The following is a 25991-nucleotide window of genomic DNA, read 5'->3' on the forward strand; positions in this document are numbered from 1 at the left end:
GGTCTCAATGGCACGGGAACGCAGAGCTGTGGCGGGTATCGTGCGCGGCGTTGTGCACCGCTTCGATGTGCGAGAAACCGGCGAAATACACCAGGCTGGCGCCAAGGATAGACGCACACACAGCGGCGGTCAGGCGTTGAGTCAGGGTCGTGGTGGTGCTGGCGGTGCTCTTATCGGTGTTGCTGCCGGTACTGCTGATGATCGACATGGCGCTTCCCTCTGGTCAGTCAGCGGGTGAATAGAGCGCATGGAAGACCCCTGCGAGTCGGGCACGCAGAGGTTCAAACAGCGCCCGCCCACCGCGGGTTTGTTATTCAGTGATCGTAATGGTCACTTTGTGTTGCGGGCCGGTCTCCGGGCTCACGAGGGGCGCTGGCTTTCGCCTTGACCTGCAAACATCACCTTCCCATGCCAAACTGCTGGCACAGTGGATCTGACGCTTCGCTCGCTTACCGTTGCGGGGGCAGCACCGGACTGACATGACTTTAGAGTAAAGCACATGATTCACCGGTTTCCCGTTTCACCCTGTGAAGGGCACCCGTAACAAGGTGTGTAGGAGAGCATGGCCGGGGGTTGGGCGTCAATTGGCAAGGGTTCTCAACTCGAGACCGAGGTGAATTCTTCGCGGGCAAGCCTCGCTCCTACAGAAACACCACCGATCTGTAGGAGCGAGGCTTGCCCGCGAAGGGGCCGGTGAGGGCGCCACAAGACATTGACCCGCCCCCACACGATGCGTAGCCTTGCGCTTTCGAGGTTCTTCGGCGTCTGCCGAAGCTAAGAAGGGAACGCGGTCGATGCCGCGGCTGCCCCCGCAACTGTGAACGGTTCTGTTGGCTGCCACGCCACTGCAAGCCCTGTCCATCGGGCCCGCGGGAAGGCGCAGCCAACGCCAGTCGAACGACTGGCAAGCCGTCAGCCAGGAGACCTGCCTCGACACAGATTCTCACTTTCAACCGGGCGGGGTGATCCGGTGGCGAACTCTTCAGGCACGCGCGTCCGCGTTGCCGGTCGTCGTCCCGTATGCCCGCCACCTTGCCAAAGGGCATCCGATGAAAACACTGGCCAAACTCCCCGTCACCATCGTTACCGGCTTCCTCGGCTCGGGCAAAACCACCTTGCTGCGGCACATGCTCGACAACGCGCAGGGCCGCCGCATCGCGGTGATCGTCAACGAGTTCGGCGAGCTGGGCATCGACGGCGAAATCCTCAAGCAGTGCTCCATCGGCTGCACTGAGGAAGAAGCCAGCGGCCGCGTTTATGAATTGGCCAACGGCTGCCTGTGCTGCACCGTTCAAGAAGAATTCTTCCCGGTGATGCGCGAATTGGTCGCCCGCCGCGGCGACCTCGACCACATCCTCATCGAAACCTCGGGTCTGGCCCTGCCAAAACCGCTGGTGCAAGCCTTCCAGTGGCCAGAAATCCGCAGCGCCTGCACCGTTGACGCGGTGATCACCGTGGTCGATAGCCCAGCGGTCGCCGCCGGCACCTTCGCGGCTTTCCCGGACCAGGTCGATGCCCAGCGCAAACTCGACCCGAACCTGGACCACGAATCGCCACTGCACGAGCTGTTCGCCGACCAACTGGCCAGCGCCGACCTGGTGATTCTCAACAAGGCCGACCTGATCAGCCCCGAAGACCTGGCCCGTGTGCGCCTGGAAGTCGCCGAAGAATTGCCGCCCGCCGTAAAAGTCATCGAAGCCAGCAGCGGCCGCGTGCCATTGGACGTGCTGATCGGCCTCGGCGCCGGTTCCGAAGAGCACATCGACAGCCGCCACAGCCACCACGATCACCACCACGAAGGTGAAGACGATCACGATCACGATGCGTTCGATTCGATCTCCATCGAACTGCCGCAAGCCGACGAAAGCCTGCTGATGGACGCGCTGACCCAACTCGTCGTCAAGCACGGCATCCTGCGCGTAAAAGGCTTCGCTGCGATCCCGAACAAGCCGATGCGCTTGCTGATCCAGGGCGTGGGCACGCGTTTCGACAAGCATTTCGACCGTCAGTGGGGCGCCGAAGAAGCGCGTACCACGCGCTTGGTGCTGATCGGCCAGGAACTCGACGCCGCGCAACTCGAAGCGCAATTGCGCGCTGCGCTCAGCGTTTAAGCCATGCACCTGCTCAGGACCCAGCCCGGCGGTTTCGTGTCGGATGACAACATTGCCGACCTTGGACAGACCCCCGCCGAACTGGTGATCCTGTGCAGCGGCGATTCCAGCCTGGCGCTGCTCGCTGAAGCGGCACAGCAGTTACCCGACGATTACCCGAGCGTGCGCCTGGCCAATCCGATGCAGGTGCAGAATCACGCGTCGGTCGACCTGTATGTCGACGAAGTGCTGCGCCACGCCAAGGTGATTCTGATCTCGCTGCACGGCGGCATCGCCTATTGGCGTTATGGCGTGGAGCGCTTGGTAGAGTTGTCTCAGCGCGGCGTGCAGCTGATTCTGGTGCCCGGCGATGACCGCCCGGACCCGGAACTCAGCGACCTGAGCACCGTGGCTGCCGGCGACCGCGATCGGCTTTGGCATTTTTTGCGTCAGGGCGGCATGAGCAATGCCCTGGATTTTTTCCGCTGCCTCGCCAATCGTTGGCTGGGACGCGATTACGCCTGGGCCGAGCCGCAAACCCTGCCGCGCACGGCGATCTACCATCCGCAAAAAAGCCCCGCAGACCTTCACGATTGGCAAGCCGACTGGCAGGCCGATCAACCGGTAGCTGCGGTGCTGTTCTACCGCTCGCATTTGCAGGCGGCGAACACCGGTTTCATCGATGTTTTCTGCCAGCGTTTGCAGGCCGCGGGGTTGAACCCGTTGCCGATTGCGCTGGCCAGTTTGAAAGAGCCCGGCTGCCTAACGGCGGTCGAGGACTGGTTGGATGAAGTCGAAGCGGGGGTGATTCTCAACACCACCGGTTTCGCTCAATCCAGCCCCGAAGCGCCGCACCTGCGACCGTTTCGTCGCAACATCCCAGTGATTCAGGCGATTTGCGCCCAGGACAACGAGCCCGGTTGGCGCGCCAGTGAACAGGGGCTCGGTCCACGTGACCTGGCGATGCACATCGCGCTACCGGAACTGGATGGCCGAATCATCAGCCGGCCGATCAGCTTCAAGGACCTGGCCTGGCGCAGCGAGCGCAGTCAATCCGACGTGGTCTGCTACCGACCGCAACCTGAACGCATGGATTTTGTCGCCGAACTGGCGCGGCGCTGGATTGATCTGGCGCGCGTGCCCAATGGCGAGAAGCGCATCGCCCTGATCCTCGCCAACTACCCGACCCGTGATGGGCGTATCGGTAACGGCGTGGGCCTCGACACCCCGGCCGCCGCGCTGAATATCCTCCGTGCGCTGCACACCGAAGGATATCCGCTACCGGCGCAGTTGCCGGACACGGGCACCGCGTTGATCCAGCAATTGCTCGGTGGCGTCAGCAACGACCTCGACACCCTTGACCAGCGTCCCTGTCAGCAAAGCCTGTCGATGGACGACTATCTGCTGATGTTCAACGCCTTGCCGGAATCCAACCGCCAGGCCGTGCTGGAACGTTGGGGCACGCCGCAAAGCGATCCGATGTTCCGTGGCGGGCGAATGATGATCGCCGGGTTGCGCTTTGGCCTGACCTTCGTCGGTATCCAACCGACGCGCGGTTATCAGGTTGATCCGAGCGCGGTGTATCACGACCCGGACCTGGTGCCGCCTCACGGTTATCTGGCGTTCTACTTCTGGTTGCGTAATACCTACGGCGCCCACGGCGTGATCCACGTCGGCAAGCACGGCAATCTGGAATGGCTGCCGGGCAAGGGGGTCGGGCTGTCGGAGAATTGCTGGCCGGATGCGTTGCTCGGGCCGCTGCCGAACATCTATCCGTTCATCGTCAACGACCCGGGCGAGGGCGCCCAGGCCAAGCGCCGCACCCAGGCCGTGATCATCGATCACCTGATGCCGCCGCTGACGCGTGCCGAAACCTACGGTCCGTTGCGCAACCTCGAATTACTCGCCGACGAGTATTACGAAGCGCAATTGCTCGATCCGCGCCGTGCCCGGGAATTGCAGCGCGACATCCTGCAACTGGTGCGCGAAACGCACATCGACCGTGAACTGCAACTGGATGAGAAGCTCGACAGTGATGCCGATGCGGCGATCTGGTTGCCGCGTCTGGACACGTATTTGTGCGACTTGAAAGAGTCGCAGATCCGCGATGGTTTGCATGTGTTCGGCGAGTCGCCGACCGGCCGTTTGCGTATTGACACCTTGCTGGCGTTGCTGCGTATCCCGCGTGGCGATGGGCGTGGCGCACATTCGAGTCTGCTGCGGGCGCTGGCCAAGGCGTTCGCGTTGGGCTTCGATCCGCTGGATTGTGCGCTCGCCGAACCTTGGACCGGGCCGCGTCCGATTGAACTGCAAACCCTCACCGATGAAGTCTGGCGCACAGCCGGTGATACCCGCGAACGTCTGGAATTGTTCGCCACACAGCTGATCGAGCAGGCCTTGAACACTGAGAGTGAGCTGCTGAACGCGCCAGGCTGGTCAGAGGTGAAAGCCATCATCGATAGCCTGCGTGAGGTCGTCGCTCCACGGCTGGACGCCTGCGGTCCGGCGGAAATGCGCGGTCTGCTCGACGCGCTCAGCGGCCGTTTCGTGCCGGCCGGCCCCAGTGGTGCGCCGAGTCGCGGTCGACTCGACGTGCTGCCGACCGGGCGCAACTTCTACTCGGTGGACGTGCGTAACCTGCCGACCACCACCGCGTGGCGCATCGGTTTCCAGTCGGCCAACCTGATTCTTGAGCGACACCTGCAAGACCACGGCGATCACCTGCGCCAACTCGGCCTGTCGGTGTGGGGCACCGCGACCATGCGCACCGGCGGCGATGACATCGCCCAGGCCATGGCGCTGATGGGCGTGCGCCCGGTCTGGGCGACGGGCAGTCAGCGGGTCGACGACTTCGAAATTCTGCCACTGAGCCTGCTGGACCGGCCGCGCGTGGACGTGACCTTGCGCGTCTCCGGATTCTTTCGCGATGCCTTCGCCAATTTGATCCGTCTGTTCGACGCCGCCGTGCAAGCGGTCGCGGCCCTCGACGAGCCGGACGACCTCAACCCCCTGGCCGCCAAGGTGCGTGCCGAGCGCGAAGCGTTGATGCAATCGGGGCTGGATGAAGACGCGGCCAGGCGTCAGGCCGGTTGGCGCATCTTTGGCGCCAAACCGGGCGCTTACGGCGCGGGTGTGCAGGGCGCCATCGATGGTCGTCTGTGGCAAAGCCGCGATGACCTGGCCGACGTTTATTTGAACTGGGGCGGCTACGCTTACGGCGGTTCTGACGAAGGCACCGCGGCGCGAGAGCAGTTCGCTCAGCGCCTGAGCCAAGTGCAAGCTGTGCTGCAAAACCAGGACAACCGTGAGCACGACTTGCTCGACTCCAACGACTATTACCAGTTCCAGGGCGGCATGCTCGCGGCCGTAGAAAGCCTCAGTGGTGAAGCAGCGGCCAGTTACCATGGCGATCACAGTCAGCCGGACTTGCCGAAGATCCGCACGTTGAAGGAAGAGCTGAACCGGGTGATCCGCTCCCGGGCGGCCAATCCCAAGTGGATCGACGGCGTGAAGCGCCACGGCTATAAAGGTGCGTTTGAACTCGCGGCAACGGTTGATAATGTTTTTGCGTTCGACGCGACCACGCAGCTGATCGACGATCACCAGTATGCGTTGCTGGCGGAGGCGTATTTGCTGGACCCGGCGACCCGGGATTTTGTTCGTGAGCATAATCCGCATGCGTTGCGCGATATGACTGAACGGATGCTGGAGGCGCAGCAGCGGGGGATGTGGAAGGAGCCGGGTGAGTATCGGGAGGCGCTGGAGAATTTGTTGCTCGACATAGAAGAAGACAGCTAACCGATCGTTCCCACGCTCTGCGTGGGAATGCCTCAACGGACGCTCCGCGTTCGGCTTTTGGGACGCAGAGCGTCCCGGGCTGCATTCCCACGCGGAGCGTGGGAACGATCAATCACCGACCATGATGAGAAACCCGACATGACCGACACCCCCCATTTCCCTCTCTCCGCCGTGGTCGGCGCCGACGATCTCAAACTCGCCCTCTACCTGACCGCCATCGACCCAAGAATTGGCGGCGTACTCATCGAAGGCCCCCGCGGCATGGCCAAGTCAACGCTGGCCCGAGGCCTGGCGGATCTGCTGGCCAGCGGCCAATTCGTGACATTGCCGTTGGGCGCCACCGAAGAACGGTTGGTGGGCACGCTCGACCTTGACGCCGCGCTGAGCGAGGGTCGCGCACAGTTTTCCCCCGGTGTGCTGGCCAAGGCTGACGGCGGCGTGCTCTACGTTGATGAGGTCAATTTATTGCCCGATCACCTGGTGGACCTGCTGTTGGATGTGGCCGCCAGCGGCACCAATCTGATCGAACGTGACGGCATTTCCCATCGGCATTCGGCGAAGTTCGTGCTGATCGGCACCATGAACCCGGAAGAGGGTGAGCTGCGTCCGCAACTGCTCGACCGCTTTGGCCTGAACGTCGCCCTCAGTGGTCACACGGCACCGGCCGAACGGGGTCAGATTATCCGCCGTCGGCTGGATTTCGACAGCGATCCCTACAGCTTCTGCGCTGAATGGGAAAGCCAGCAGCAGTCTCTGCGTGAACGTTGCCAGAAAGCGCGCAGCGCGCTGGCAAGTGTCCCTCTCGACGATCATGCGCTGGCGCAGATTACCGAGCGCTGCTTTGCCGCCGGCGTCGATGGCTTGCGGGCCGACCTGGTCTGGTTGCGCGCGGCGCGTGCCCATGCAGCGTGGCGCGGGGCGAGCGCAATCGCCGAGGAAGATATCGACGCCGTCGCCGAATTTGCCTTGCGCCATCGCCGCCGCGAGCCGTCGCCACCGGCGCCGCAACACAGTCAGCCGCCCTCGACCCAAAATACCAACCCGAGCGAAGGCCAGGGTCAATGGGGGGAAATGCCCGCCCAGGCATTACCGGTCGGCGCACGACGTGAAGTGCCGAGCTGGCCAAAAAAGCCCTAGGCGTTCGCCCTCGATCTGACGCGGGGGCGAATGCCAGACCCCGCGCCGGACGGCTGGACAACGGCAAGCAGGGTAAACGTCACGCGGCACGGAACGGCTCGATCAATTGGCCCGGCACATTGCTGAATGGCCGCCCGCGTCAGCGCGACGATGTCTTGTTTCACCTGCGCACCCGTTCGCCCCACGAACTGTGGCTGGTGATCGTCGACGCCTCGGCCTCGACACGCCGTCATCAGGCACTGAGCGATGCCAAGGGCTTGCTGGCGCAGCTGTTCGACGACGCCTATCGCCAGCGTGCACGCCTGGCGTTACTGACGGCCAGTGGCAATCTACCGAAATGGCAAGTGCAAGGGCTGAAAGCCTCCGCCGGTTTGCGCAACTGGCTTGATGGCCTGGGAGCGGGCGGTGGTACGCCGTTACTGGCGGCGCTGGGAGAGGCGAGGCAATGGCTGACAGCACGGCAAAAACGCTTTCCGGCAGAACAGCAGCGATTGTTGTTGGTGACCGATGGCCGATTGAAGGACTGGTCAAGGTTGCCGGCGCTTGATTGTCCGGGGCTGCTGATCGACATCGAACGCGGGCCGATTCGGCTTGGACGGGCTAAGGTGATGGCCACCGAGTTGCAGGCCGAATATCAACATATCGATGATATGCAGTGAGCCGAAAAATCACAGGAGTGAAGCATGCGCGTTCTAGCCGCCAACCATCAGGATGACTTCCGCGTCAAGGCTTACGCCGGTACCAATGGTGTGTTGTTGGCCATGGACCTGGCCGAACCCCGACGTAAAGGCCTATTGGGTTTCGCCATCGAAAAACAGCAAGGCCCCAAGCCGTGGCTGTTCCTGTTCAACAGGCTGACCTTCCTCGGCAAGGTGCATACGTTTCCCCAGTTTCACGCCACCCCCAGCGATATCGCGCCGTTGCAGAAATTTCGCTGGGCCGATTACGCGGTCAATCCGGGGATGACGATCCATTACCGAATCCACCTGGCCTACGGCACCGTTGATGCGCCGCAACTGGGTGAATTTCTGGAAGTGACGGTCACCTCCGACAATGGCCTGCCAAATAACCAAAGCGTGATCTTCAACCGCGCGGTCGCCGCCAGCCAAGCGTTCCAGCGTAAATTTCCCGAGCTCGACGCGTTGATCACCGCCAACAAGAACCTGCCCATCGAAGCCTGGCCGGATGCCCCGCGGCAATGGCTGGAAAACGGTTTGCTCGGGCGTCTGCTGGGTTTTATCGAGCGTGCGGTGGATGGCCAATGGGCGCTGGACATTGCCATCTACGAGTATGAATTGCAGGCCATCGTCGATGCCGTCAATGCAGCGTTCGCACGTGGGGTAAACGTTCGCGTGCTGTATCACGCCCAGCCGGACGATGAAGACACCACCATGAACGAGGCCAGCCTGGAAAACATCCCGGCAGAGAACAAGCGCGGCCGAGTCACCCATAACATCTTCCACAACAAATTCATGGTGCTGAGCCGGCTCGACGCAGCGGGACAGCGGCAGCCCGAAGCGGTGCTTTGCGGCAGCACCAATTTCACGCCCAACGGCGTCTACCGCCAGGCCAACGTGGTGCATGTGCTGGATGACACGCAAGTCAGCGCAAGCTATCTGCACACCTTCGAGCAGGTCTGGGCTAACCCGGCGGATGTCGGCGCCACCCGAAACTGGCTCACGCAGAACAACCCGATGGATCCGCTGCAACCGATGTTCGCCGGGTTCTCACCGCGCTCGGGCAAAGGGGATCTGGGTGAGTTTGTCGAGATTATCAACGCCGCGAAAAAGGACGTGCTGTTCGTCACCGCGTTCGCCTTGCCCGACGAAATCCTGAACGGTTTGCTCGGTCAGTCCCACGACGACATTTTGCGTTACGGCCTGCAAAACACCGCCAGCCGGATCACCGGTTTCCACGCTGACCGCACCGCCGAATTCGCCGCCACCGCGCTGCTCAACACCGGGCTGGAAGGCTGGCTCAGAGAGAACATGAAAGGCCAGAAGGGCAACCTGCTGGTGCACACCAAAGCCGTCGTGACGGACTTCACCAGCGATGCACCGACGATCATCAGTGGCAGCCATAACCTCAGTGCCGCGGCGAGCAATGGCAATGACGAGAACTACTTGATCATTCGCGGCAATACCGATCTGGCGGACCGTTATGGTCTGGAGCTGCTGCGGTTTTACGAGCATTACCGCTTTCGCTATTTTGCCAAGAAACTCGCGCTCAAACAGGTCCAGCCGTTGGCGGCGGATGACAGCTGGACCGATAACTATTACCTCGACGGGGATTTGCGTCAGCTATCCAGATTGCGTTTTTCCGGACGGTAAACACACTCGCGGGGCTGGTAGCGAATGCCCAGCGGGTATTGGCGTCGTTTAAGCCTTAACGTCGACGGCTGCAGTCGAGGGGACGGGGATCGGATTACGCATCAGCGTGCCCACCACCAGCGCCCCCAACAATGCCAGCAAACCCGCCACCCAAAGCAGCAGGCTGAAACCACCGACGAAGGCTTGCCGAGCTAGCGGTTCGACCATTGGGCGAGCGGCTTCTGGCAACAGGCTCATCGCCGCCGTCATGTCGCCAGCCACCACCCGCGAGGCGATGCCCTGGGTTTGGCCGAGCCATTGCGCACCATGCGCAGGCAGACTGGTGCGTAACAGCAGCTCGGTATGACTGGACAGCAACGCGCCGAACACGCCGATGGCCAACACGATTGCGCTGAAGCGCATGGTGGTGCTCATACCTGAGGCCATGCCCGTGCGCTCCCGTGGCACGCAGGCCATGATGTTCTTTTGCGTATCGCCGTTGAGCAGCCCTGCACCGGCGCCGGTCACGGCAATCGCCAGGGCGAAGGGCAGGTAACCGCCGCTGCTGACCGCCCAGGCACTGAGCAGATTGCCGCTGCCGACCAGGGTCAGACCGGCGGCCATCAACGTGGCTGGGGCAAATCGACTCGCCAGACGAACGCCGATGCGCGGGCAAATCAGCATCGTCAGGGCAAACGGCAACATCCCCAGACCTGAAGCGATGGCCGAGAAACCCAGGCCGTTTTGCAGGTAGAACGGCAGCAGGGTCATCATCACCTGGGCGCACCCGGCGTAAGCAAACATACCCAATAACGCGCCGATGAACCGCGGATGCTTGAACAGTTGCAGGTCGACCATCGGCCTCTGCTGCATCCGCTCAATCACCACGAACAGCCCCAGCAACAGGGCGCCGCCGATGAGCCGGGCGTAGGTCAGCGGGTTGCTCCAGCCAATCCGGTTCGCCTCAATCAGGCCCCAGATCAGGCACAGCAAACTCGCACTGAATGCCAGGCTGCCCCAGGGGTCGAGGCGTGCGGATTGGGTGTCGCGCGACTCCGGCACGGCGCGCCAGACCATCACCATCAGGAACAATCCGACGGGCAGGTTAAGGTAGAAAATCCAGCGCCAGCCCATGTATTCGGTGATCAGCCCACCGACCGTCGGCGCGGCGGTCATCGCCACCCCCATGCACGCGCCCCAGAACGCCCAGGCCTTGGCCCGTTCCACTTCATCGTGAAACGTGTGGCCGATGGAGGCGAGGGCCGAGGTCAGCAGCAATGCCGCACCGACACCCTTGATCGCCCGGGCGATGTCGAGAAACAGCGCATTAGGCGCGGCACCGCAACCGATGGACGCGAGGATGAAAATGGCCAACCCGCAGATCAAGGTTTTCTGCCGACCAAAACGGTCGGCGATGCTTCCAGCCGGCAATAAAAGGGCTGCGAAGGCCAGCATGTAAGCGCTGACCACCCATTCGATGTCGGCAAAGTTTGCACCCAGGTCCCGGGCGATCGTGGGCAGCGTTACGGCGACGATGTTGGTGTCGAGGACGATCAGCGAGCAAACGCCTGAGGCTGTGAGTAACGTCAGTCGCGGACTCACCTTGGGTTTGACGGGCATGGCAGCGTTTCTCTACTGTAAAAGTCAGTGCAGCTTATCGCCGGTTGGTGCTTTCTTTGTTAGGCACGCCTTGTCACTTCATTACCTTTGAGCTAACGCATCGATGGATATTCGCCATTTCCGCTATTTTCTGGCCGTTGCCCGGCAAGGCAACTTCACCCGCGCCGCCGAACAACTCGGTATTGCACCGCCGACCTTGACTCGACAGATCCAGGACATGGAGAACGAACTCGGCACGCGATTGTTCGTGCGCCAAACACGTGAAGTCAGCCTGACCGAGGCCGGCGCTGCGCTGGTGATCGAGGCCGAGGCGACGGTGCGGCAATTCGAATACGCTCAGTACAGCGCCCAGCGTGCCGGGCGCGGGGATATTGGCCATATCGAACTGGGTTACGTGGCTTCGGCGGTGTATTCGGGCTTGCTGCAGAAACAGGTGCAATCCTTCAGTCGCGAGTGTCCTGACGTCAGCCTGAACGTACGGGAAAGTCCCATGGCGTCATTGCCGGTGATGGTGGTCGAGGGGCGTTTCGATATTGGCTATGTCCGCTCACCCATGACCCTGCCTGAGGGCCTGGACGCCATTCGCCTGGATGCAGAAGGTTTTGTGCTGGCGGTGCCTGCCGAGTCCTGGCTGTGCCGTCTGCCAGAGATTGTCCCGGAACATTTGCTGAACGAGACGTTCATCCTGCCGGAACAAATCAGCGGCACTTTGCAAGTCGCCGCCGAGGGTGGATTTGCGCCGAAACTGGGGGCGCAACCGGGCGGGCTGGTGGCGGTCATAGCGCTGGTGTCGTTGGGGCAGGGCGTGGCGGTGGTGCCCGAATCGGTGGTCGGGCATGTCGGTTTGCCGGGCGTGTTGTACCGGGCAATCAAAGGGTGCGAGGCGAGTTCGTGGTTGTCGTTGATCCATCGGCGATTCGAGAAGTCGGCGGCGGTAGTCCGGTATATAGAGCAGGTCAAAAATCGCTAAGAGCAAAAGCTTCGCCAAAGCGATCCGTCAAACACTGGAACGGCGCGGACTAACAGCAAACCCGCCGATTCAACTGCCGAGTTGCACGAGGCACAGTGCACAACCTGCGCAGGGTCTGGCGCAACCACCCAAGATCGTGACCCGGTTTACGTTTCATCGTTGCCGGTTTCACCTTGCCGATGTGCCTGGCGAAATCCTCCTGCAAGGTTTGCTCAGTGCCAATGCCCTTGAGCTTCTTCAGCAGCTTCCCGTCCTTGTAAAACAGCACGGTCGGGGTACCAGTGACATCCGGATGCCGAGGCGATTCGCTGGTGTTCAACATGTAGATTTGGGCCTGATGCCGATACGGCTCAGCGATCTGGCGAAAGATCGGTCCGGCCGTTTCGCAGGCGGGACAATGTTGACTGCCGAAGTACAAGATCACCGGGTGCCAGGTTTTCAGGGCCTTGCGATAGACCGGGGCCAGCGCCTTGCGAGCGATTTTCGAGTTCATTGAAATCTCCTTTTTCACAGTGCATCGAGTGCCTGTTGACGGTAAAGGAGTCAGCCGCGATCAGTCTACTGTCAGAAATTACAGGTAGAGCGCTGTTGCCTATGTTTTGCGCATCGTTTTGATTCACCTTGTTTGATCGTTCCCAGAACACGGGAACGATCACTTGCCGGCCTTTCCCTAGGCGATCAGGTTGTCTGGCGCAGTTTCATGGCCATTTCTTCGGCATTGAGTTTGCGCGAAGCGGCGGCCAAGTCCTTGCTGACGATGGTTTTGCCGATTGGCGCCAGGGCGATGCCAGCCAGTTTCAAATGCTGGATGCCGAATGGAATGCCGATGATGGTGACAAAGCACAGTAGGGCCGAGATCACATGACCGATGGCCAGCCAGATGCCAGCGAACAGGAACCAGATCACATTGCCGACCACACCCAGGCCGCTGGTGCCCAGGTCTTCTTTGTTCGACAGGTCCTTGCGATTGACCGCCTCCTTGCCAAACGGGAAAAACGAAAAGGTGCCGATGACAAAGCACGCGCGGCCCCACGGAATACCGACGACAGTCACAAACGCAAGGACGCCCAACAGCCACCAGCTCAGGCCCATGACCACACCACCGAGAATGAACCAGAGAAAATTGCCGATCGCACTCATGTAAAACGTCCCTATTTTGGCCCACCGGAGTGGTGGGCTGGTGGCCATATGCTAGCGGTTCAGGGTGTCGTGTAACAACAGTGAAAAGCGAGTGCCGCTACGGGCTGCCGGTTTTCGTGACACCCATGGGGCTCACTCGCCCTCGATGGGTGCTCAATTACCCACCGACTGTGGCCTACGGTAGCGCTCGCGCTGTGCGGTGTTGGGTGACGTTTGTTTTGTGCATTTGCATCCCGTTGATTCAGTTGGGATTTCAGTTGCTTTGTGATTTCACCGTAGACCTGTGGCACACTTTCTGCTGTCTATTCCGTTGTTACATACCTAGTTCCGGTATAGCGGAATAAACATCATCCTGGAGTGCTTGCCATGCATCGCCGACTTTCCTTGTTTAAAGCGTGTGTTTTTGTTCTCGCGGCTTCGGCTGCTGCCATGGGTGTTTCCCAGGCGGCGGACAGCAAGCTCGATAGCGTGCTGGCCCGCGGGAAACTGATTGTGGGCACGGGCAGTACCAATGCGCCGTGGCACTTCCAGGGAGCGGATGGCAAGTTGCAGGGGTTTGATATTGATATTGCGCGGATGGTGGCCAAAGGTTTGTTCAACGACCCGAGCAAAGTCGAGTTCGTGGTGCAGTCGTCCGATGCGCGGATTCCCAACTTGCTCACTGACAAGGTCGACATGAGCTGTCAGTTCATTACCGTCACCGCCAGCCGAGCGCAGCAGGTGGCATTCACCCTGCCGTACTACCGCGAAGGCGTCGGCCTGCTGTTGCCGGCCAACAGCAAGTACAAGGAAATCGAAGACCTCAAAGCCGCCAACGACAGCGTCACCGTAGCGGTGCTGCAAAACGTGTACGCCGAAGAGTTGGTGCATCAGGCATTGCCCAAAGCCAAGGTTGATCAATACGACAGCGTGGACCTGATGTATCAGGCGGTGAACTCCGGCCGCGCCGATGCCGCTGCCACCGATCAGTCGTCGGTGAAATACCTGATGGTGCAGAACCAGGGTCGCTATCGCAGCCCCGCTTACGCCTGGAGCCCGCAAACCTACGCGTGCGCCGTCAAACGCGGCGATCAGGACTGGCTGAACTTCGTCAACACTGCCCTGCATGAAGCCATGACCGGCGTTGAGTTCCCGACTTACGCGGCGTCCTTCAAGCAGTGGTTCGGCGTCGATCTGCCTACCCCCGCGATTGGCTTCCCCGTCGAATTCAAATGATCCCGTGAGAGCGGGGCGGTCATAAATCGCCCCGCTCAAGGTACTGCTGACCATGAACTATCAGTTGAACTTTGCCGCCGTGTGGCGCGATTTCGACACCTTGCTGGCGGGGCTCGGTCTGGGCCTTGAACTGGCGCTGGTGTCGATCGCCATCGGTTGCGTGATCGGCCTGATGATGGCGTTTGCTTTGCTTTCAAAGCACCGCGCATTGCGGGTGCTGGCGTCGGTGTATGTGACGGTCATCCGTAACACGCCGATTCTGGTGTTGATTCTGTTGATCTACTTCGCCTTGCCGAGCCTGGGGGTCCGTCTGGACAAGATCCCGTCGTTCATCATCACGCTGTCGCTGTATGCCGGGGCCTATCTGACCGAAGTGTTTCGTGGCGGGTTGTTGAGCATTCCCAAGGGGCAACGTGAAGCCGGGTTGGCAATCGGTCTCGGTGAGTGGCAGGTCAAGGCCTACGTCACCGTGCCGGTGATGCTGCGCAATGTACTGCCGGCCTTGTCGAACAATTTCATCTCGCTGTTCAAGGACACCTCGCTGGCTGCTGCGATTGCCGTGCCAGAGCTGACTTATTACGCGCGCAAGATCAATGTCGAGAGCTACCGGGTGATTGAAACCTGGATGGTGACCACAGCGCTCTATGTGGCGGCCTGTTACCTCATTGCCATGATGCTGCGTTACCTCGAGCAGCGTCTGGCGATTCGCCGATAGGAGGCCCACATGTACGAATCCCCTAGTTGGTTGCATGAGTTATGGGTGGCGCGGGAAGTCCTGTGGCAAGGCTTTCTGACCAGTGTGCAGGTTTCGGCCCTGGCCATTCTGTTGGGCACGATAGTCGGCATCGTCGCTGGTCTGGTGCTGACGTACGGCAAGTTCTGGATGCGTGCGCCTTTTCGGTTTTACGTCGACCTGATTCGCGGCACGCCAGTGTTTGTATTGGTGCTTGCCTGCTTCTATATGGCACCTGCGCTGGGCTGGCAGATCAGTGCGTTTCAGGCCGGCGCGTTGGGGCTGACGCTGTTTTGCGGCTCCCACGTCGCCGAGATTGTTCGCGGCGCGTTGCAAGCGCTGCCCAGTGGTCAGATGGAAGCGAGCAAGGCCATCGGCCTGACGTTTTATCAATCGCTCGGCTACGTGCTGTTGCCTCAGGCGCTGCGGCAGATCTTGCCGACCTGGGTCAACTCGTCCACCGAGATCGTCAAGGCTTCGACGCTGTTGTCGGTGATCGGTGTGGCTGAGTTGTTGCTCAGCACGCAGCAAATCATCGCCCGAACCTTCATGACCCTCGAGTTTTACCTGTTCGCCGGATTTCTGTTTTTCGTCATCAACTACGCCATCGAATTACTCGGCCGGCACATTGAAAAGCGGGTGGCCTTGCCATGACTCAACCTAATAACGCTCAAAACGATCAGCCCCTGCTGGACATTCGCGGGTTGCACAAAAAGTACGGCCCGCTCGAAGTGCTCAAGGGCGTGGACCTGACGATGCAGCGCGGCAACGTCGTGACGCTGATCGGTTCCAGCGGTTCGGGCAAGACCACGCTGCTGCGTTGCGTGAACATGCTCGAAGAGTTTCAGGGCGGGCAGATCATGCTCGATGGCGAGTCCATCGGTTATGACGAGATCAACGGCAAGCGCGTGCGTCACCCGGAAAAAGTCATCGCCCGCCATCGTGCGATGACCGGCATGGCGTTTCAGCAATTCAACCTGTTTCCGCATCTCACGGCGTTGCAGAACGTCACCCTCGGTCTGCTCAAGGTCAAAAAGCTGCACAAGGATGAAGCGGTTGCCCTGGCGGAAAAATGGCTGGAACGGGTCGGCTTGCTGGAGCGGCGCGACCACTACCCTGGTCAGTTGTCCGGCGGCCAACAACAGCGTGTGGCGATTGCCCGGGCGATTGCGATGAACCCGAGCCTGATGCTGTTCGACGAAGTGACCTCGGCCCTCGATCCGGAACTGGTCGGCGAAGTGTTGAGCGTGATTAAGGGCCTGGCCGAGGACGGCATGACCATGCTGCTGGTGACCCACGAAATGCGCTTCGCCTTCGAAGTCTCGGACAAGATCGTCTTCATGAATCAGGGGCGGATCGAAGAGCAGGGGCCTCCCAAGGAACTCTTCGAACGCCCGCAATCACCGCGTCTGGCGGAATTTCTCAAGAACACACGTTTTTGACCTATCACTTATCAATAGGAGAAACCCTCATGAGCATTACTCGTTACGGCACCGGCAGCACCGCCGGTGGCGGCCAACCCCGTCCTTTCGCCCGCGCCGTTGAAGCCGATGGCTGGCTGCACGTGTCCGGCCAGGTGCCGGCGCTGGATGGCGAAATCATTGTGGGCGGCATCGTCGAACAGACTCACCAAACCATGAAGAACCTGATCGCGATTCTCGAAGAGGCCGGTTATGGCCTGGAAGACGTGGTGCGCACCGGCGTGTGGCTGGAAGACCCGCGGGATTTCTGGAGTTTTAACAAAGTGTTTTCCGAGTACTTTAAAAGCGAACATGCACCGGCGCGTGCCTGTGTGCAGGCGAACATGATGGTTGATTGCAAGGTTGAGATTGACTGTGTCGCGTACAAGAAAAAGGTTTGAGATTTGTAGATCGTTCCCACGCTCCGCGTGGGAATGCAGCCCGGGACGCTCTGCGTCCCAGCGTTGGACGCAGAGCGTCCGTTGAGGCATTCCCACGCGGAGCGTGGGAACGATCATTGGCGGTAAACTCCCGGCGACTTTGAATGGGAACACAGACATGACCGAAGACACCATCAAACGCCGGGCTCGCGGTCTGGACCGGGCGTTCGATATCCTCGATTTCCTCAAGGAAGTCGGCAAGCCCCTGCGCCCGAACGAAATCGCCAGCGGCATCGGCAGCCCGAAATCCACGGTCTACGAATTGGTTGCCTCCCTGCTGGACCGACGGATTCTCGAGCCCGTGGGCAAGGACGGTCACGTCTACCTCGGCCGTCAGCTGTACTTCCTCGGGCAGGCGCACTTGCGCCATTTCGACCTGACCCGCGAGGCCGATCATGCCTTGCAGGAGATCGTCAGCCAGACCCGCGAAACCGCGCAGATGTGCCTGCTCAACGGACGCAAATACACCGTGGCATTGATGAAAGAGGGCGAGCGGCATTTCCGCATTTCTTCGGACATCGGCGAGAACGCACCGATCCCCTGGACCGCTTCCGGGCGCCTCTTGCTGGCGCACCTGAGCGACCAGGAAATCGTTGACCTGATCGATCACGACGACTTCATCTTGCCCAACGGCGAGCGTCTGCCGCTTGCGCAGTTTCTCCAGGAAATCCGCCAGGCCGGTATCGATGGGTTCTTCTCTTTCGATAGCGTCGCCGACACGTTTACCCATTGCTTCGCCGCCCCGGTCAAAGACCCCAACGGCGTGGCTATTGCGACCCTGTGCATCGTTGCCCCGCGGGCCGATGCCAAGAACAACTACAACGACTATCGCCGGGTGCTGATCGACAGCGCCAACAACCTGGCCCGTCGCATCAACGAATAACAGCGGCTGCCTGCGGCCGCGAATGTGAGGAGTTTGACCATGTCTTCTGCCAAAAATACTGCCGCTGTGGAAAAGGGCTTTGCCCACGCTGGCGCCAACCTGGTGCGCGACGTCAGCCTGCCGGCGCTGGTGCTGCACCGCGAAGCACTGGAACACAACATTCGCTGGATGCAGGCGTTTGTCAGCAACAGCGGTGCCGAGCTCGCGCCCCATGGCAAAACGAGCATGACCCCGGCGCTGTTTCAGCGCCAACTGGACGCCGGTGCCTGGGGCATCACCCTGGCCAGCGCCACGCAAACCCGAGCGGCTTATGCCCATGGCGTGCGTCGGGTACTGATGGCCAACCAATTGGTAGGCACGCCGAACATGGCGCTGATTGCTGATCTTTTGGCCGATCCGACGTTTGATTTCCATTGCATGGTCGATCACCCGGACAACGTCGCCGACCTGGGGGCGTATTTCGCCTCGCGCGGTGTGCGACTGAACGTGATGATCGAGTACGGCGTGGTCGGTGGTCGTTGCGGTTGCCGCACGGAAGAGGAAGTGGTTGCGCTGGCCAAGGCCATCGCTGCGCAACCGGCCCTGGCGCTGACCGGGATCGAAGGTTACGAAGGGGTGATTCACGGTGATCACGCGGAGAGCGGCATCCGTGCGTTCGCTGCTTCTTTGGTGCGCCTGGCTGTGCAGCTACAGGACAGCGGGGCGTTCGCCATTCCCAAGCCGATCATCACTGCGTCGGGTTCGGCCTGGTACGACCTGATCGCTGAATCATTCGAAGCGCAGAACGCCGGTGGGCGGTTCCTCAGTGTGCTGCGTCCCGGCAGCTATGTGGCGCACGATCACGGCATCTACAAAGAAGCGCAATGCTGCGTGCTCGACCGCCGCAGTGATCTGCACGAGGGCCTGCGCCCAGCGCTGGAAGTCTGGGCGCATGTGCAGTCGTTGCCGGAGCCGGGGTTTGCGGTGATCGCCCTGGGTAAACGCGACGTGGCCTACGACGCCGGTTTGCCGGTGCCGTTGTTGCGCTACAAGGCCGGTGTGGTGCCGGCGATGGGCGATGACGTCAGCGCCTGCAAGGTGACAGCGGTGATGGACCAGCATGCGTTCATGACCGTAGCGCCGGACATTGAGTTGCGGGTGGGGGACATCATTTCGTTCGGCACGTCCCATCCGTGCCTGACGTTCGACAAGTGGCGTACCGGGTGTCTGGTGGATGAGCAACTGAACGTCATCGAAACCATGGAAACCTGTTTCTAAGGCTTGAGACCGAGGTGCGACCTTCGCGAGCAAGCCTCGCTCCTACAAGTGCAGTGGTTGTCGCCGATTTCGCGCCTGACATAAATCCTGTAGGAGCGAGGCTTGCCCGCGAAGGCGGCCTCGCAGACAACACCGAAACACCAGAGACCCTACTAATGAACACCATCAGTACCCTCGGCCCCAACACCCCGCGTATCGCCCTGATCGGCGAATGCATGATCGAGTTGCAGCAACGCGCCGACGGCAGCCTGCAACAGAGTTTCGGTGGCGATACCTTGAACACGGCGGTCTACTTGTCCCGGGAATTGGGCGAGGGCGGCACCGTGGATTACGTCACCGCGCTGGGAGACGACAGTTTCAGCGATGCCATGTGCCAGAGCTGGGCCGACGAAAACATCGGGCTCGGCATGGTCCAGCGCTTGCCTGGTCGCTTGCCCGGCTTGTATTGCATCCAGACTGACGCCGCCGGCGAGCGACGTTTTCTCTATTGGCGCAATGAAGCGGCAGTTCGTGATTGCTTTACTACCTCAGTCGCCGCGCCAATCCTGGCCGCGCTGCCGGATTACGACGTGCTGTATTTCAGCGGCATCACCCTGGCGGTACTTGGTGTGCAGGGGCGGGAGAAGTTGCTGGAAACCCTGATCGAAGCCCGGCAGCGGGATGCGCGGATCGTGTTCGACAACAATTACCGGCCACGTTTGTGGGCGTCGGTTGAAGAGGCACGAGCGGCCTATCGCAGCGTTCTGCCCTATGTCGACCTGGCGTTGCTGACCGTCGATGACGAGCAGGCGCTGTTTCATTTTTCCGATTGCGAGGCGGTGTTTGCCGCTTACGAGCAGATTGGCACGCCTGAAGTGGTGCTCAAGCGTGGCGCCGAGGCCTGTCTGATTCGCTGTGATGGAGAGTCGTTCGAAGTGCCGGCTCAGGTCGTTGAGCGAGTGGTGGACACCACGGCGGCGGGGGATTCGTTCAGTGCGGCGTATTTGGCCAGTCGGCTCAAGGGCGGCAGTCCGGTTGAGGCTGCTGAAGCGGGGCATCGTTTGGCGAGTCGGGTGATTCAGGTGCCGGGGGCACTGATCCCGAAGAGTTGATGCAATCCCCTCACCACAGGCCCTCAATCCAACCCATCAATCCCGGTAAAACACCTGCACCAGGTGATAACCAAACTTGCTCTTGATCGGCCCGTGCACCACGCGCAGTGGTTTTTTGAAGATCACGGCATCGATGACCCCGACCATCTGCCCGGGCCGTACTTCACCAAGGTCGCCGCCGCGCTTGCCGGACGGGCAGGTGGAATACTTCTTGGCCAGCACATCGAAGGCTTCGCCCTTGGCGATGCGTTGTTTGAGCTGTTCGGCTTCTTCCGAAGTTTTCACCAGAATATGGCGGGCTTGAGCTTTCATGGGCAGTACCTTGCAACGGTGGTGGCTATGTTGGTGCCAGCGGGGGGCGCGCGATTATGCCTTAACTCAGTCCGGTTGACCGATCATCGCGCGAATCTTGTTGGCCAACAGGTCAATTGAAAAGGGCTTGGCCACCATGTCCATGCCTTCCTCCAGGAAGCCCTGGCGCTCGGCGGCTTTTTCGGCGTAACCGGTCATGAACAGCACTTTAAGTTCGGGGCGGTGCTGGCGCGCGATCTCCGCCAATTGCCGACCGTTCATTCCCGGCAGCCCGACGTCGGTGACCAGCAAATCGACCCGCAGATCGGATTCCAGCAGAGGCAGGGCGGTCTTCGCGTCTTGGGCTTCATGGGTGTGGTAACCCAGCTCGTTGAGCAGGTCGAGCACCAGCATGCGCACCGCCGGATCGTCCTCCACCAACACCACGGTTTCACCGGCAATGGCGGCTGGCGTCTCACTCGTGACCGGCATCAAGGTATCTACCGGATCGCAAACGTGTAGCCGCGGCAGGTACAGACGCACGCTAGTGCCCTGGCCCGGCAAGCTGAAAAGGCTGACGTGACCGCCCGACTGCTGGGCAAAACCATAGATCATCGACAGCCCGAGACCGGTGCCCTGGCCAATGGGTTTGGTGGTGAAGAACGGGTCGAAGGCCTTGGCCAGCACCGACGGTGTCATGCCGGTACCGTTGTCGCTGACGGCGATCATCAGATAATCCCCGGCCTTGACCGGTTCCAGGGTGTTGATGTCACTGCTGTCGAGGTAAACGTTGGCCGTTTCGATCCGCAACTCACCGCCATCGGGCATGGCGTCCCGAGCGTTGATCACCAGATTGAGCAGGGCGTTTTCCAGCTGGCTGACGTCCGTGCTGACCGGCCAGACGTCATCGGCGAGTTGCAGTGTGAGCGCGATGTGGTCGCCCTTGGTCCGGCTGAGCAGGTCTTCCAGGGAATGGATCAGATCATTGGCGTTGAGCGGCTTGCGATCGAGTGACTGACGCCGGGAAAACGCCAGCAGGCGATGGGTCAGGGCGGCGGCACGGTTGGCCGAGGACACTGCCGCCTCGGTGAAACGGCCAACCTCGGCGGCGCGCCCATCGGCGATGTAGCGCTGCATCAAATCGAGGCTGCCGATGATTCCGGTGAGCATATTGTTGAAGTCATGGGCGATGCCGCCGGTGAGCTGGCCGAGCGCTTCCATCTTCTGTGCATGCCGCAACGCCTCTTCGGCGCGCTCGCGTTCGAACATCTCGTTCTGCAGCCGCTGGTTGGCTTCGGCCAGTTGTTGGGTGCGGGCGACGACGCGTTCCTCAAGGGTTTCGTTGAGATTGCGCAGGGCTTCTTCGGTCTGTTTGCGCTCGGTCAGGTCCAGGGCCGCGCCGAGGAAGCGAATCGGCCGGCCATGGTGGTCCTTGTAACAACGACCCCGGGCAAACACCCAGCGCAGCTGGCCATCGGGTTGCAGCAGGCGATACTCCTCGGCGTACTCGGTGCCGTGGGTGATGGAGTGCTTGATGCTACGGGTGACCATGGCGCGGTCTTCCGGGTGCACCCCCTGGAGGTAGGCGCTGATGGGCAACTGGCTGGCGAGGAGCGGGTCGATGCCGTGCAATTGGGCGAAGTGGGTGTCGGCAATGAAGCGATCCTCGCCGATGTCCCAGTCCCACGTGCCGACGGCGTCGGTGGCGGCGAGGGCCAGTTGCAGGCGCTCCTCGGTCTCGTGCTGGGCCTTGAGGCTGGCGGCCGACCGCTGTTCGAGTTCGAGGGCGATGCGTCGGCGTTCGTTGGTTTCGATGGCGGTAACCAGAATCCCGGCGACCTGAGCGCTTTCATCGCGGATGGGGCTGTAGGTCAGGTCCAGCCAGAAGTCGGAATCATGGCCATCGCGCTGCAAGGTGAAGCGCTGTTCGCTGTAGGTCCGCACCTGTCCTTGTAGGACGGCGCTGTAAATGGGGTCGGTAAATTCCTTTAACTCTGGCCAGATCAGGTGCGTCGGCTGTCCGAAGGCGTGTGGATGCTTGCTGCCGGCCAGCAGGGCAAAGCCGTCGTTGTAGATCTGCGTGAGCTGCGGGCCCCACAGCAATAGCATTGGCATCGGCGAATGAATCACGATGTCCACGGCGGTTCTCAAGCTCTGCGGCCAGGTACTGGCCGCGCCCAGCGGGCTGCGTCTCCAGTCCAGTCGGGCAATCAAGGCCTGGGCATCGCTGCCGGTCGGTGATGCGTTCATCAAGATGTCCTGCACTTAAGTCGGTGTGGCGGCGTCAACTATCCTAAGGCGGTAGACGCTGGATGACCCACTTTGGGTCATTTCTGTTCATTGAATGCTTCGCGGGTGCTTTTTGCCATGGAAATCGATTCGCTGTTGAGGCTCCTGGCCAATCAGGACGGCTCCGATCTATACCTGTCCACCGGTGCGCCACCCAGCGCACGGTTCGATGGTGTGCTTAAACCCTTGTCCGATCAGCCGTTCAAGCCGGGAGAAATTGCGGCCATTGCCGCGTCCATCATGGACGCCGAACAACGTCTGGTGTTCGATCGAGAGCTGGAGATGAACCTGGCGATCTCTTTGACAGGTGTCGGGCGCTTTCGGGTCAACATCTTCAAACAACGCAACGATGTGTCGATCGTGGCGCGCAACATCAAACTCGACATTCCGCGTTTCGAAGACCTCAAGCTGCCGTCGGTGCTGCTCGAAACGGTGATGCTCAAACAAGGACTGATGCTGTTCGTCGGCGCCACCGACTCGGGCAAATCCACCTCGCTGGCGGCATTGATCGACTACCGCAATCGCCACAGCAGTGGCCACATCATCACCATCGAAGACCCGGTCGAGTACATCCATCGGCACAAGCAGTCGATCATCAACCAGCGCGAGGTCGGCGTCGATACCCGCAGTTTTCATGCTGCATTGAAAAATACCCTGCGCCAGGCACCGGATGTAGTGCTGATCGGTGAAATCCGTGACCGCGAGACTATGGAGCACGCGCTGGCATTTGCCGATACCGGCCATCTGGTCATTTCCACACTGCATGCGCACAACGCCAATCAGGCGCTGGACCGGGTCATCAATTTCTTCCCCGAGGAGCGCCGGCCGCAGCTGCTTAATGATTTGGGCAACAACCTCAAGGCCTTCGTTTCCCAGCGCTTGGTGCGCACCCGCGACGGTCAGCGACGGGCGGCGGTAGAAGTGATGCTTGGGACGCCGACCATCGGCGACCTGATCCGGCGCAATGAGTTTTCAGAACTGAAGGGGATCATGGAGAAGTCTGTGGAACTGGGGATGCAGACGTTTGACGGTGCGTTGTACGCGTTGGTCGTCGAGGGGGCGATTGAAGAGGAAGAAGCACTCAAACATGCGGATTCGGTGAACAATTTGCGCTTGCGGCTAAAGCTGCACGCCGAAGCATCACCGGGCCCCCATGCACCACCGGGTGAATGGGGGTTGATGGACTGAGGCCCGCTCAGCTTTGCAATTCCGGTCGGTTGCGGAACTGTTCAAGCGCCTCGGGATTGGCCAGCGCATCGGTATTCTTCACCTTCTGCCCGTGCACCACATTTCGCACGGCCAACTCGACAACCTTGCCACTGATCGTCCGTGGAATGTCCGTCACCGCGACAATCTTCGCCGGCACATGCCGTGGCGTGGTGTTGGCGCGGATGACCTGGCGGATCTGCTGTTCCAGCCCCTCGTCGAGTTCGGCGCCGTCATGCAGGCGTACGAACAGCACGACCCGAACGTCATCCAGCCATTGCTGACCGATGGCCACACTGTCCAGTACCTGCGGGACCTTCTCCACCTGGCGGTAGATTTCCGCCGTGCCGATGCGCACGCCGCCGGGGTTGAGTACGGCGTCGGAGCGTCCGTGGATCATCATCGCGCCATGGGGCAATTGTTCAGCGTAATCGCCTTGGGCCCAGACACCGGGGAACTGACTAAAATACGAGGCACGAAGCTTTTCCTGCTGAGGATCATTCCAGAACCCGATGGGTATTGCCGGAAAGTGCCGGGTGCACACCAGCTCACCTTTTTCGCCGATCACAGGCTGGCCGTCGTCGTTCCAGACTTCCACCGCCATGCCCAGGCTTTTGCCTTGTATCTCGCCACGGCGCACGGGTTGCAGCGGATTGCTGTTCACAAAACACGAAACGATGTCGGTGCCGCCGGACATCGAGGCCAGGCACAGGTCAGCCTTGAGGTCGCGGTAGACATAGTCGTAACTCTGGGGCGACAACGCGGAACCGGTGCAGAGCAGGGTTTTGAGGCTGCTCAGGTCATGGCTTTCACGAGGTTTGACGCCGTTGCTTTCCAGGGTCGCAAGGTACTTGGGGCTGGTGCCGAAGACGCTGATGCGTTCGTCGTCGATCAGATCGATCAGGCGTTCGGTGGCAGGATGAAACGGCGAGCCGTCATACAGCACCACCGCGCTGTCCACGGCCAGCGCCGAGACCAGCCAGTTCCACATCATCCAGCCGCACGTGGTGTAGTAGAACAAACGGTCGCCGGGGCCGAGATCGCAATGCAGGCCATGTTCCTTGACGTGTTGCAGCAACACGCCGCCGGTGCTGTGAATGATGCATTTGGGCACACCCGTGGTGCCGCTGGAATAGAGGATGTACAGCGGATGCGCGAAGGGCACGGGAACGAAATCCGGTTCGCCGCCAGCGTCGTAGAAATCATCCCAGAGCGTCACGTTGGCCCGGGTGTGGAAGTCTTCGATGCGCGCCTGTGGCCGGGCGTAAGGTACGACGATCAGCTGCCGCAAGGACGGCAGGCGTTCGAGGATCTCATTAGTCTTGGCGGTCTGCTCGATCTCTTTGCCGGCATAGCGGTAACCGGCGCAGGTGATCAGCACGGTCGGCTCGATCTGGCCGAAGCGGTCGATCACCCCTTGAATGCCAAAGTCCGGCGAAGAGCAGGACCAGATTGCCCCCAGGCTGGTGGTGGCGAGCATGGCCACCAGGGTTTGCCAGGTGTTTGGCATGCACGCGGCCACCCGATCGCCAACGACGACCCCGGCGGCGATCAAGCTATTCTGAAAACCGGCGACATGCTCCGCCAGTTCGGCCCAGGTCAATTGTTCACGTTGGCCGTTTTCACCGATGGCCACCACTGCCACGGCATCGTCGCGACGGCGCAGCAGGTGCTCGGCGAAATTCAGGGTGGCGCCGGGAAACCATTGGGCGCTGGGCATTTGCGCGCCTTCCACCAGCACAGCGTCCGGTTGATCGTGGAAACGGATGTCGAAGAAATCGACGATGGCCTGCCAGAACGCTTTGCGCTGATCGATGGACCATTGGTGCAGGGCAGGGTAGTCGTCGACGTGGAGGTTGTGCCGCTGATTAATGAAGCGCCGGAAGGCCTCCATGCGGGTCTTGCCGATGCGCTGGGCGCTGGGTTGCCAGAGGATGTCGGACATGGCTTGCCTCTTCTTGTTGGTATCAGATCGTTCCCACGCTCTGCGTGGGAATGCCTCAATGGACGCTCTGCGTCCGCTTTGGGACGCGGAGCGTCCCTGGCTGCATTCCCACGCGGA

22 protein-coding genes and 2 riboswitches are annotated in these 25991 nt (G+C 60.9%); of the genes, 15 read left to right on the forward strand and 7 right to left on the reverse strand.

What is annotated here, in order from left to right; translation table 11 throughout:
• Nucleotides 1-4: 4 nt before the first annotated feature.
• Nucleotides 5-208, reverse strand: coding sequence for a CbtB domain-containing protein (locus ACYZT0_RS08790; protein ID WP_223513157.1), 204 nt, complete (start codon nt 206-208; stop codon nt 5-7).
• A 120-nt stretch (nt 209-328) separates the two neighbouring features.
• A riboswitch (cobalamin riboswitch) is annotated at nt 329-557 on the reverse strand.
• A gap of 177 nt (nt 558-734) precedes the next feature.
• A riboswitch (cobalamin riboswitch) is annotated at nt 735-947 on the forward strand.
• A 102-nt stretch (nt 948-1049) separates the two neighbouring features.
• Between ACYZT0_RS08790 and cobW the strand changes: the two genes are divergently transcribed.
• From cobW to ACYZT0_RS08815, 5 genes are all read left to right on the forward strand, one after another.
• A complete protein-coding gene (cobW, locus tag ACYZT0_RS08795) occupies nt 1050-2111 on the forward strand; it encodes a cobalamin biosynthesis protein CobW (protein WP_462045479.1) in 1062 nt (353 codons plus the stop codon).
• 3 nt (nt 2112-2114) lie between these two features.
• A complete protein-coding gene (cobN, locus tag ACYZT0_RS08800) occupies nt 2115-5888 on the forward strand; it encodes a cobaltochelatase subunit CobN (protein WP_462045480.1) in 3774 nt (1257 codons plus the stop codon).
• 138 nt (nt 5889-6026) lie between these two features.
• Nucleotides 6027-7025 carry an ATP-binding protein gene (locus tag ACYZT0_RS08805; RefSeq protein ID WP_462045481.1) on the forward strand — a complete coding sequence of 333 codons (999 nt, stop codon included), beginning with the start codon at nt 6027-6029 and terminating at the stop codon, nt 7023-7025.
• Between the two features lie 53 nt (nt 7026-7078).
• Nucleotides 7079-7684 carry a vWA domain-containing protein gene (locus ACYZT0_RS08810; protein WP_462046528.1) on the forward strand — a complete coding sequence of 202 codons (606 nt, stop codon included), beginning with the start codon at nt 7079-7081 and terminating at the stop codon, nt 7682-7684.
• 24 nt (nt 7685-7708) lie between these two features.
• Entirely contained in the window at nt 7709-9355 is a 1647-nt protein-coding gene (locus ACYZT0_RS08815; RefSeq protein ID WP_462045482.1) for a phospholipase D-like domain-containing protein, read from the forward strand.
• Between the two features lie 48 nt (nt 9356-9403).
• Here the strand turns inward: ACYZT0_RS08815 and ACYZT0_RS08820 are convergent, their stop codons facing one another.
• A complete protein-coding gene (locus ACYZT0_RS08820) occupies nt 9404-10954 on the reverse strand; it encodes an MFS transporter (protein ID WP_462045483.1) in 1551 nt (516 codons plus the stop codon).
• Nucleotides 10955-11057: 103 nt separating this feature from the next.
• Here ACYZT0_RS08820 and ACYZT0_RS08825 point away from each other — a divergent pair, with 103 nt between their 5' ends.
• Nucleotides 11058-11924, forward strand: a complete 867-nt coding sequence (locus ACYZT0_RS08825; protein ID WP_462045484.1) for a LysR family transcriptional regulator — start codon at nt 11058-11060, stop codon at nt 11922-11924.
• Between the two features lie 49 nt (nt 11925-11973).
• Here ACYZT0_RS08825 and ACYZT0_RS08830 read toward each other — a convergent pair whose 3' ends face one another.
• Nucleotides 11974-12417: a thioredoxin family protein gene (locus ACYZT0_RS08830; protein ID WP_462045485.1), complete on the reverse strand. Its 444-nt coding sequence runs from the start codon at nt 12415-12417 to the stop codon at nt 11974-11976.
• Between the two features lie 185 nt (nt 12418-12602).
• Nucleotides 12603-13064 carry a YccF domain-containing protein gene (locus tag ACYZT0_RS08835; protein ID WP_462045486.1) on the reverse strand — a complete coding sequence of 154 codons (462 nt, stop codon included), beginning with the start codon at nt 13062-13064 and terminating at the stop codon, nt 12603-12605.
• Between the two features lie 366 nt (nt 13065-13430).
• On the opposite strand from ACYZT0_RS08835, the gene ACYZT0_RS08840 reads away from it, so the two are divergent.
• The 8 genes from ACYZT0_RS08840 (at nt 13431) to ACYZT0_RS08875 (ending at nt 20143) form a co-directional block, all read left to right on the forward strand.
• Nucleotides 13431-14279, forward strand: coding sequence for a transporter substrate-binding domain-containing protein (locus ACYZT0_RS08840; RefSeq protein ID WP_462045487.1), 849 nt, complete (start codon nt 13431-13433; stop codon nt 14277-14279).
• Nucleotides 14280-14331: 52 nt separating this feature from the next.
• Nucleotides 14332-14994: an amino acid ABC transporter permease gene (locus tag ACYZT0_RS08845; RefSeq protein WP_462045488.1), complete on the forward strand. Its 663-nt coding sequence runs from the start codon at nt 14332-14334 to the stop codon at nt 14992-14994.
• A gap of 9 nt (nt 14995-15003) precedes the next feature.
• Entirely contained in the window at nt 15004-15666 is a 663-nt protein-coding gene (locus ACYZT0_RS08850; protein ID WP_462045489.1) for an amino acid ABC transporter permease, read from the forward strand.
• On the forward strand, nt 15663-16454 hold the full coding sequence (locus ACYZT0_RS08855) for an amino acid ABC transporter ATP-binding protein (protein ID WP_462045490.1): 792 nt from the start codon (nt 15663-15665) through the stop codon (nt 16452-16454). Before ACYZT0_RS08850 ends, ACYZT0_RS08855 begins: the two co-directional genes overlap by 4 nt.
• Nucleotides 16455-16483: 29 nt before the next feature.
• Nucleotides 16484-16873 carry a RidA family protein gene (locus ACYZT0_RS08860; RefSeq protein WP_462045491.1) on the forward strand — a complete coding sequence of 130 codons (390 nt, stop codon included), beginning with the start codon at nt 16484-16486 and terminating at the stop codon, nt 16871-16873.
• Nucleotides 16874-17030: 157 nt separating this feature from the next.
• Nucleotides 17031-17795: an IclR family transcriptional regulator gene (locus ACYZT0_RS08865; RefSeq protein ID WP_462045492.1), complete on the forward strand. Its 765-nt coding sequence runs from the start codon at nt 17031-17033 to the stop codon at nt 17793-17795.
• A 39-nt stretch (nt 17796-17834) separates the two neighbouring features.
• Nucleotides 17835-19052 carry an amino acid deaminase gene (locus tag ACYZT0_RS08870; RefSeq protein ID WP_462045493.1) on the forward strand — a complete coding sequence of 406 codons (1218 nt, stop codon included), beginning with the start codon at nt 17835-17837 and terminating at the stop codon, nt 19050-19052.
• A gap of 155 nt (nt 19053-19207) precedes the next feature.
• On the forward strand, nt 19208-20143 hold the full coding sequence (locus tag ACYZT0_RS08875; RefSeq protein ID WP_462045494.1) for a sugar kinase: 936 nt from the start codon (nt 19208-19210) through the stop codon (nt 20141-20143).
• Nucleotides 20144-20179: 36 nt separating this feature from the next.
• On the opposite strand, the gene ACYZT0_RS08880 is transcribed toward ACYZT0_RS08875, so the two are convergent.
• Together ACYZT0_RS08880 and ACYZT0_RS08885 are read right to left on the reverse strand one after the other, a co-directional pair.
• Nucleotides 20180-20455, reverse strand: coding sequence for a peptidylprolyl isomerase (locus ACYZT0_RS08880; RefSeq protein ID WP_007898282.1), 276 nt, complete (start codon nt 20453-20455; stop codon nt 20180-20182).
• 66 nt (nt 20456-20521) lie between these two features.
• Nucleotides 20522-22684 carry a response regulator gene (locus ACYZT0_RS08885; RefSeq protein WP_462045495.1) on the reverse strand — a complete coding sequence of 721 codons (2163 nt, stop codon included), beginning with the start codon at nt 22682-22684 and terminating at the stop codon, nt 20522-20524.
• Between the two features lie 117 nt (nt 22685-22801).
• Between ACYZT0_RS08885 and ACYZT0_RS08890 the strand changes: the two genes are divergently transcribed.
• Entirely contained in the window at nt 22802-23911 is a 1110-nt protein-coding gene (locus ACYZT0_RS08890) for a PilT/PilU family type 4a pilus ATPase (protein WP_462045496.1), read from the forward strand.
• A gap of 7 nt (nt 23912-23918) precedes the next feature.
• Here the strand turns inward: ACYZT0_RS08890 and ACYZT0_RS08895 are convergent, their stop codons facing one another.
• Nucleotides 23919-25874 (reverse strand): acetoacetate--CoA ligase, encoded by a 1956-nt coding sequence (locus tag ACYZT0_RS08895; protein ID WP_462045497.1) that lies wholly within the window; start codon nt 25872-25874, stop codon nt 23919-23921.
• Nucleotides 25875-25991: the final 117 nt, after the last annotated feature.

Source organism: Pseudomonas sp. ZS1P83 (genome assembly GCF_054897825.1).

Excerpts from the sequence above, each read along its gene's own strand:
- cobN (WP_462045480.1), top strand. The coding sequence starts at position 2,115 with ATGCACCTGCTCAGGACCCAGCCCGGCGGTTTCGTGTCGGATGACAAC.
- ACYZT0_RS08885 (WP_462045495.1), bottom strand. The coding sequence starts at position 22,684 with ATGAACGCATCACCGACCGGCAGCGATGCCCAGGCCTTGATTGCCCGA.
- ACYZT0_RS08895 (WP_462045497.1), bottom strand. The coding sequence starts at position 25,874 with ATGTCCGACATCCTCTGGCAACCCAGCGCCCAGCGCATCGGCAAGACC.
- ACYZT0_RS08805 (WP_462045481.1), top strand. The coding sequence starts at position 6,027 with ATGACCGACACCCCCCATTTCCCTCTCTCCGCCGTGGTCGGCGCCGAC.
- ACYZT0_RS08890 (WP_462045496.1), top strand. The coding sequence starts at position 22,802 with ATGGAAATCGATTCGCTGTTGAGGCTCCTGGCCAATCAGGACGGCTCC.
- ACYZT0_RS08815 (WP_462045482.1), top strand. The coding sequence starts at position 7,709 with ATGCGCGTTCTAGCCGCCAACCATCAGGATGACTTCCGCGTCAAGGCT.
- cobW (WP_462045479.1), top strand. The coding sequence starts at position 1,050 with ATGAAAACACTGGCCAAACTCCCCGTCACCATCGTTACCGGCTTCCTC.
- ACYZT0_RS08840 (WP_462045487.1), top strand. The coding sequence starts at position 13,431 with ATGCATCGCCGACTTTCCTTGTTTAAAGCGTGTGTTTTTGTTCTCGCG.
- ACYZT0_RS08820 (WP_462045483.1), bottom strand. The coding sequence starts at position 10,954 with ATGCCCGTCAAACCCAAGGTGAGTCCGCGACTGACGTTACTCACAGCC.
- ACYZT0_RS08825 (WP_462045484.1), top strand. The coding sequence starts at position 11,058 with ATGGATATTCGCCATTTCCGCTATTTTCTGGCCGTTGCCCGGCAAGGC.
- ACYZT0_RS08790 (WP_223513157.1), bottom strand. The coding sequence starts at position 208 with ATGTCGATCATCAGCAGTACCGGCAGCAACACCGATAAGAGCACCGCC.
- ACYZT0_RS08835 (WP_462045486.1), bottom strand. The coding sequence starts at position 13,064 with ATGAGTGCGATCGGCAATTTTCTCTGGTTCATTCTCGGTGGTGTGGTC.
- ACYZT0_RS08880 (WP_007898282.1), bottom strand. The coding sequence starts at position 20,455 with ATGAAAGCTCAAGCCCGCCATATTCTGGTGAAAACTTCGGAAGAAGCC.
- ACYZT0_RS08870 (WP_462045493.1), top strand. The coding sequence starts at position 17,835 with ATGTCTTCTGCCAAAAATACTGCCGCTGTGGAAAAGGGCTTTGCCCAC.
- ACYZT0_RS08865 (WP_462045492.1), top strand. The coding sequence starts at position 17,031 with ATGACCGAAGACACCATCAAACGCCGGGCTCGCGGTCTGGACCGGGCG.
- ACYZT0_RS08845 (WP_462045488.1), top strand. The coding sequence starts at position 14,332 with ATGAACTATCAGTTGAACTTTGCCGCCGTGTGGCGCGATTTCGACACC.
- ACYZT0_RS08830 (WP_462045485.1), bottom strand. The coding sequence starts at position 12,417 with ATGAACTCGAAAATCGCTCGCAAGGCGCTGGCCCCGGTCTATCGCAAG.
- ACYZT0_RS08860 (WP_462045491.1), top strand. The coding sequence starts at position 16,484 with ATGAGCATTACTCGTTACGGCACCGGCAGCACCGCCGGTGGCGGCCAA.
- ACYZT0_RS08855 (WP_462045490.1), top strand. The coding sequence starts at position 15,663 with ATGACTCAACCTAATAACGCTCAAAACGATCAGCCCCTGCTGGACATT.
- ACYZT0_RS08850 (WP_462045489.1), top strand. The coding sequence starts at position 15,004 with ATGTACGAATCCCCTAGTTGGTTGCATGAGTTATGGGTGGCGCGGGAA.
- ACYZT0_RS08875 (WP_462045494.1), top strand. The coding sequence starts at position 19,208 with ATGAACACCATCAGTACCCTCGGCCCCAACACCCCGCGTATCGCCCTG.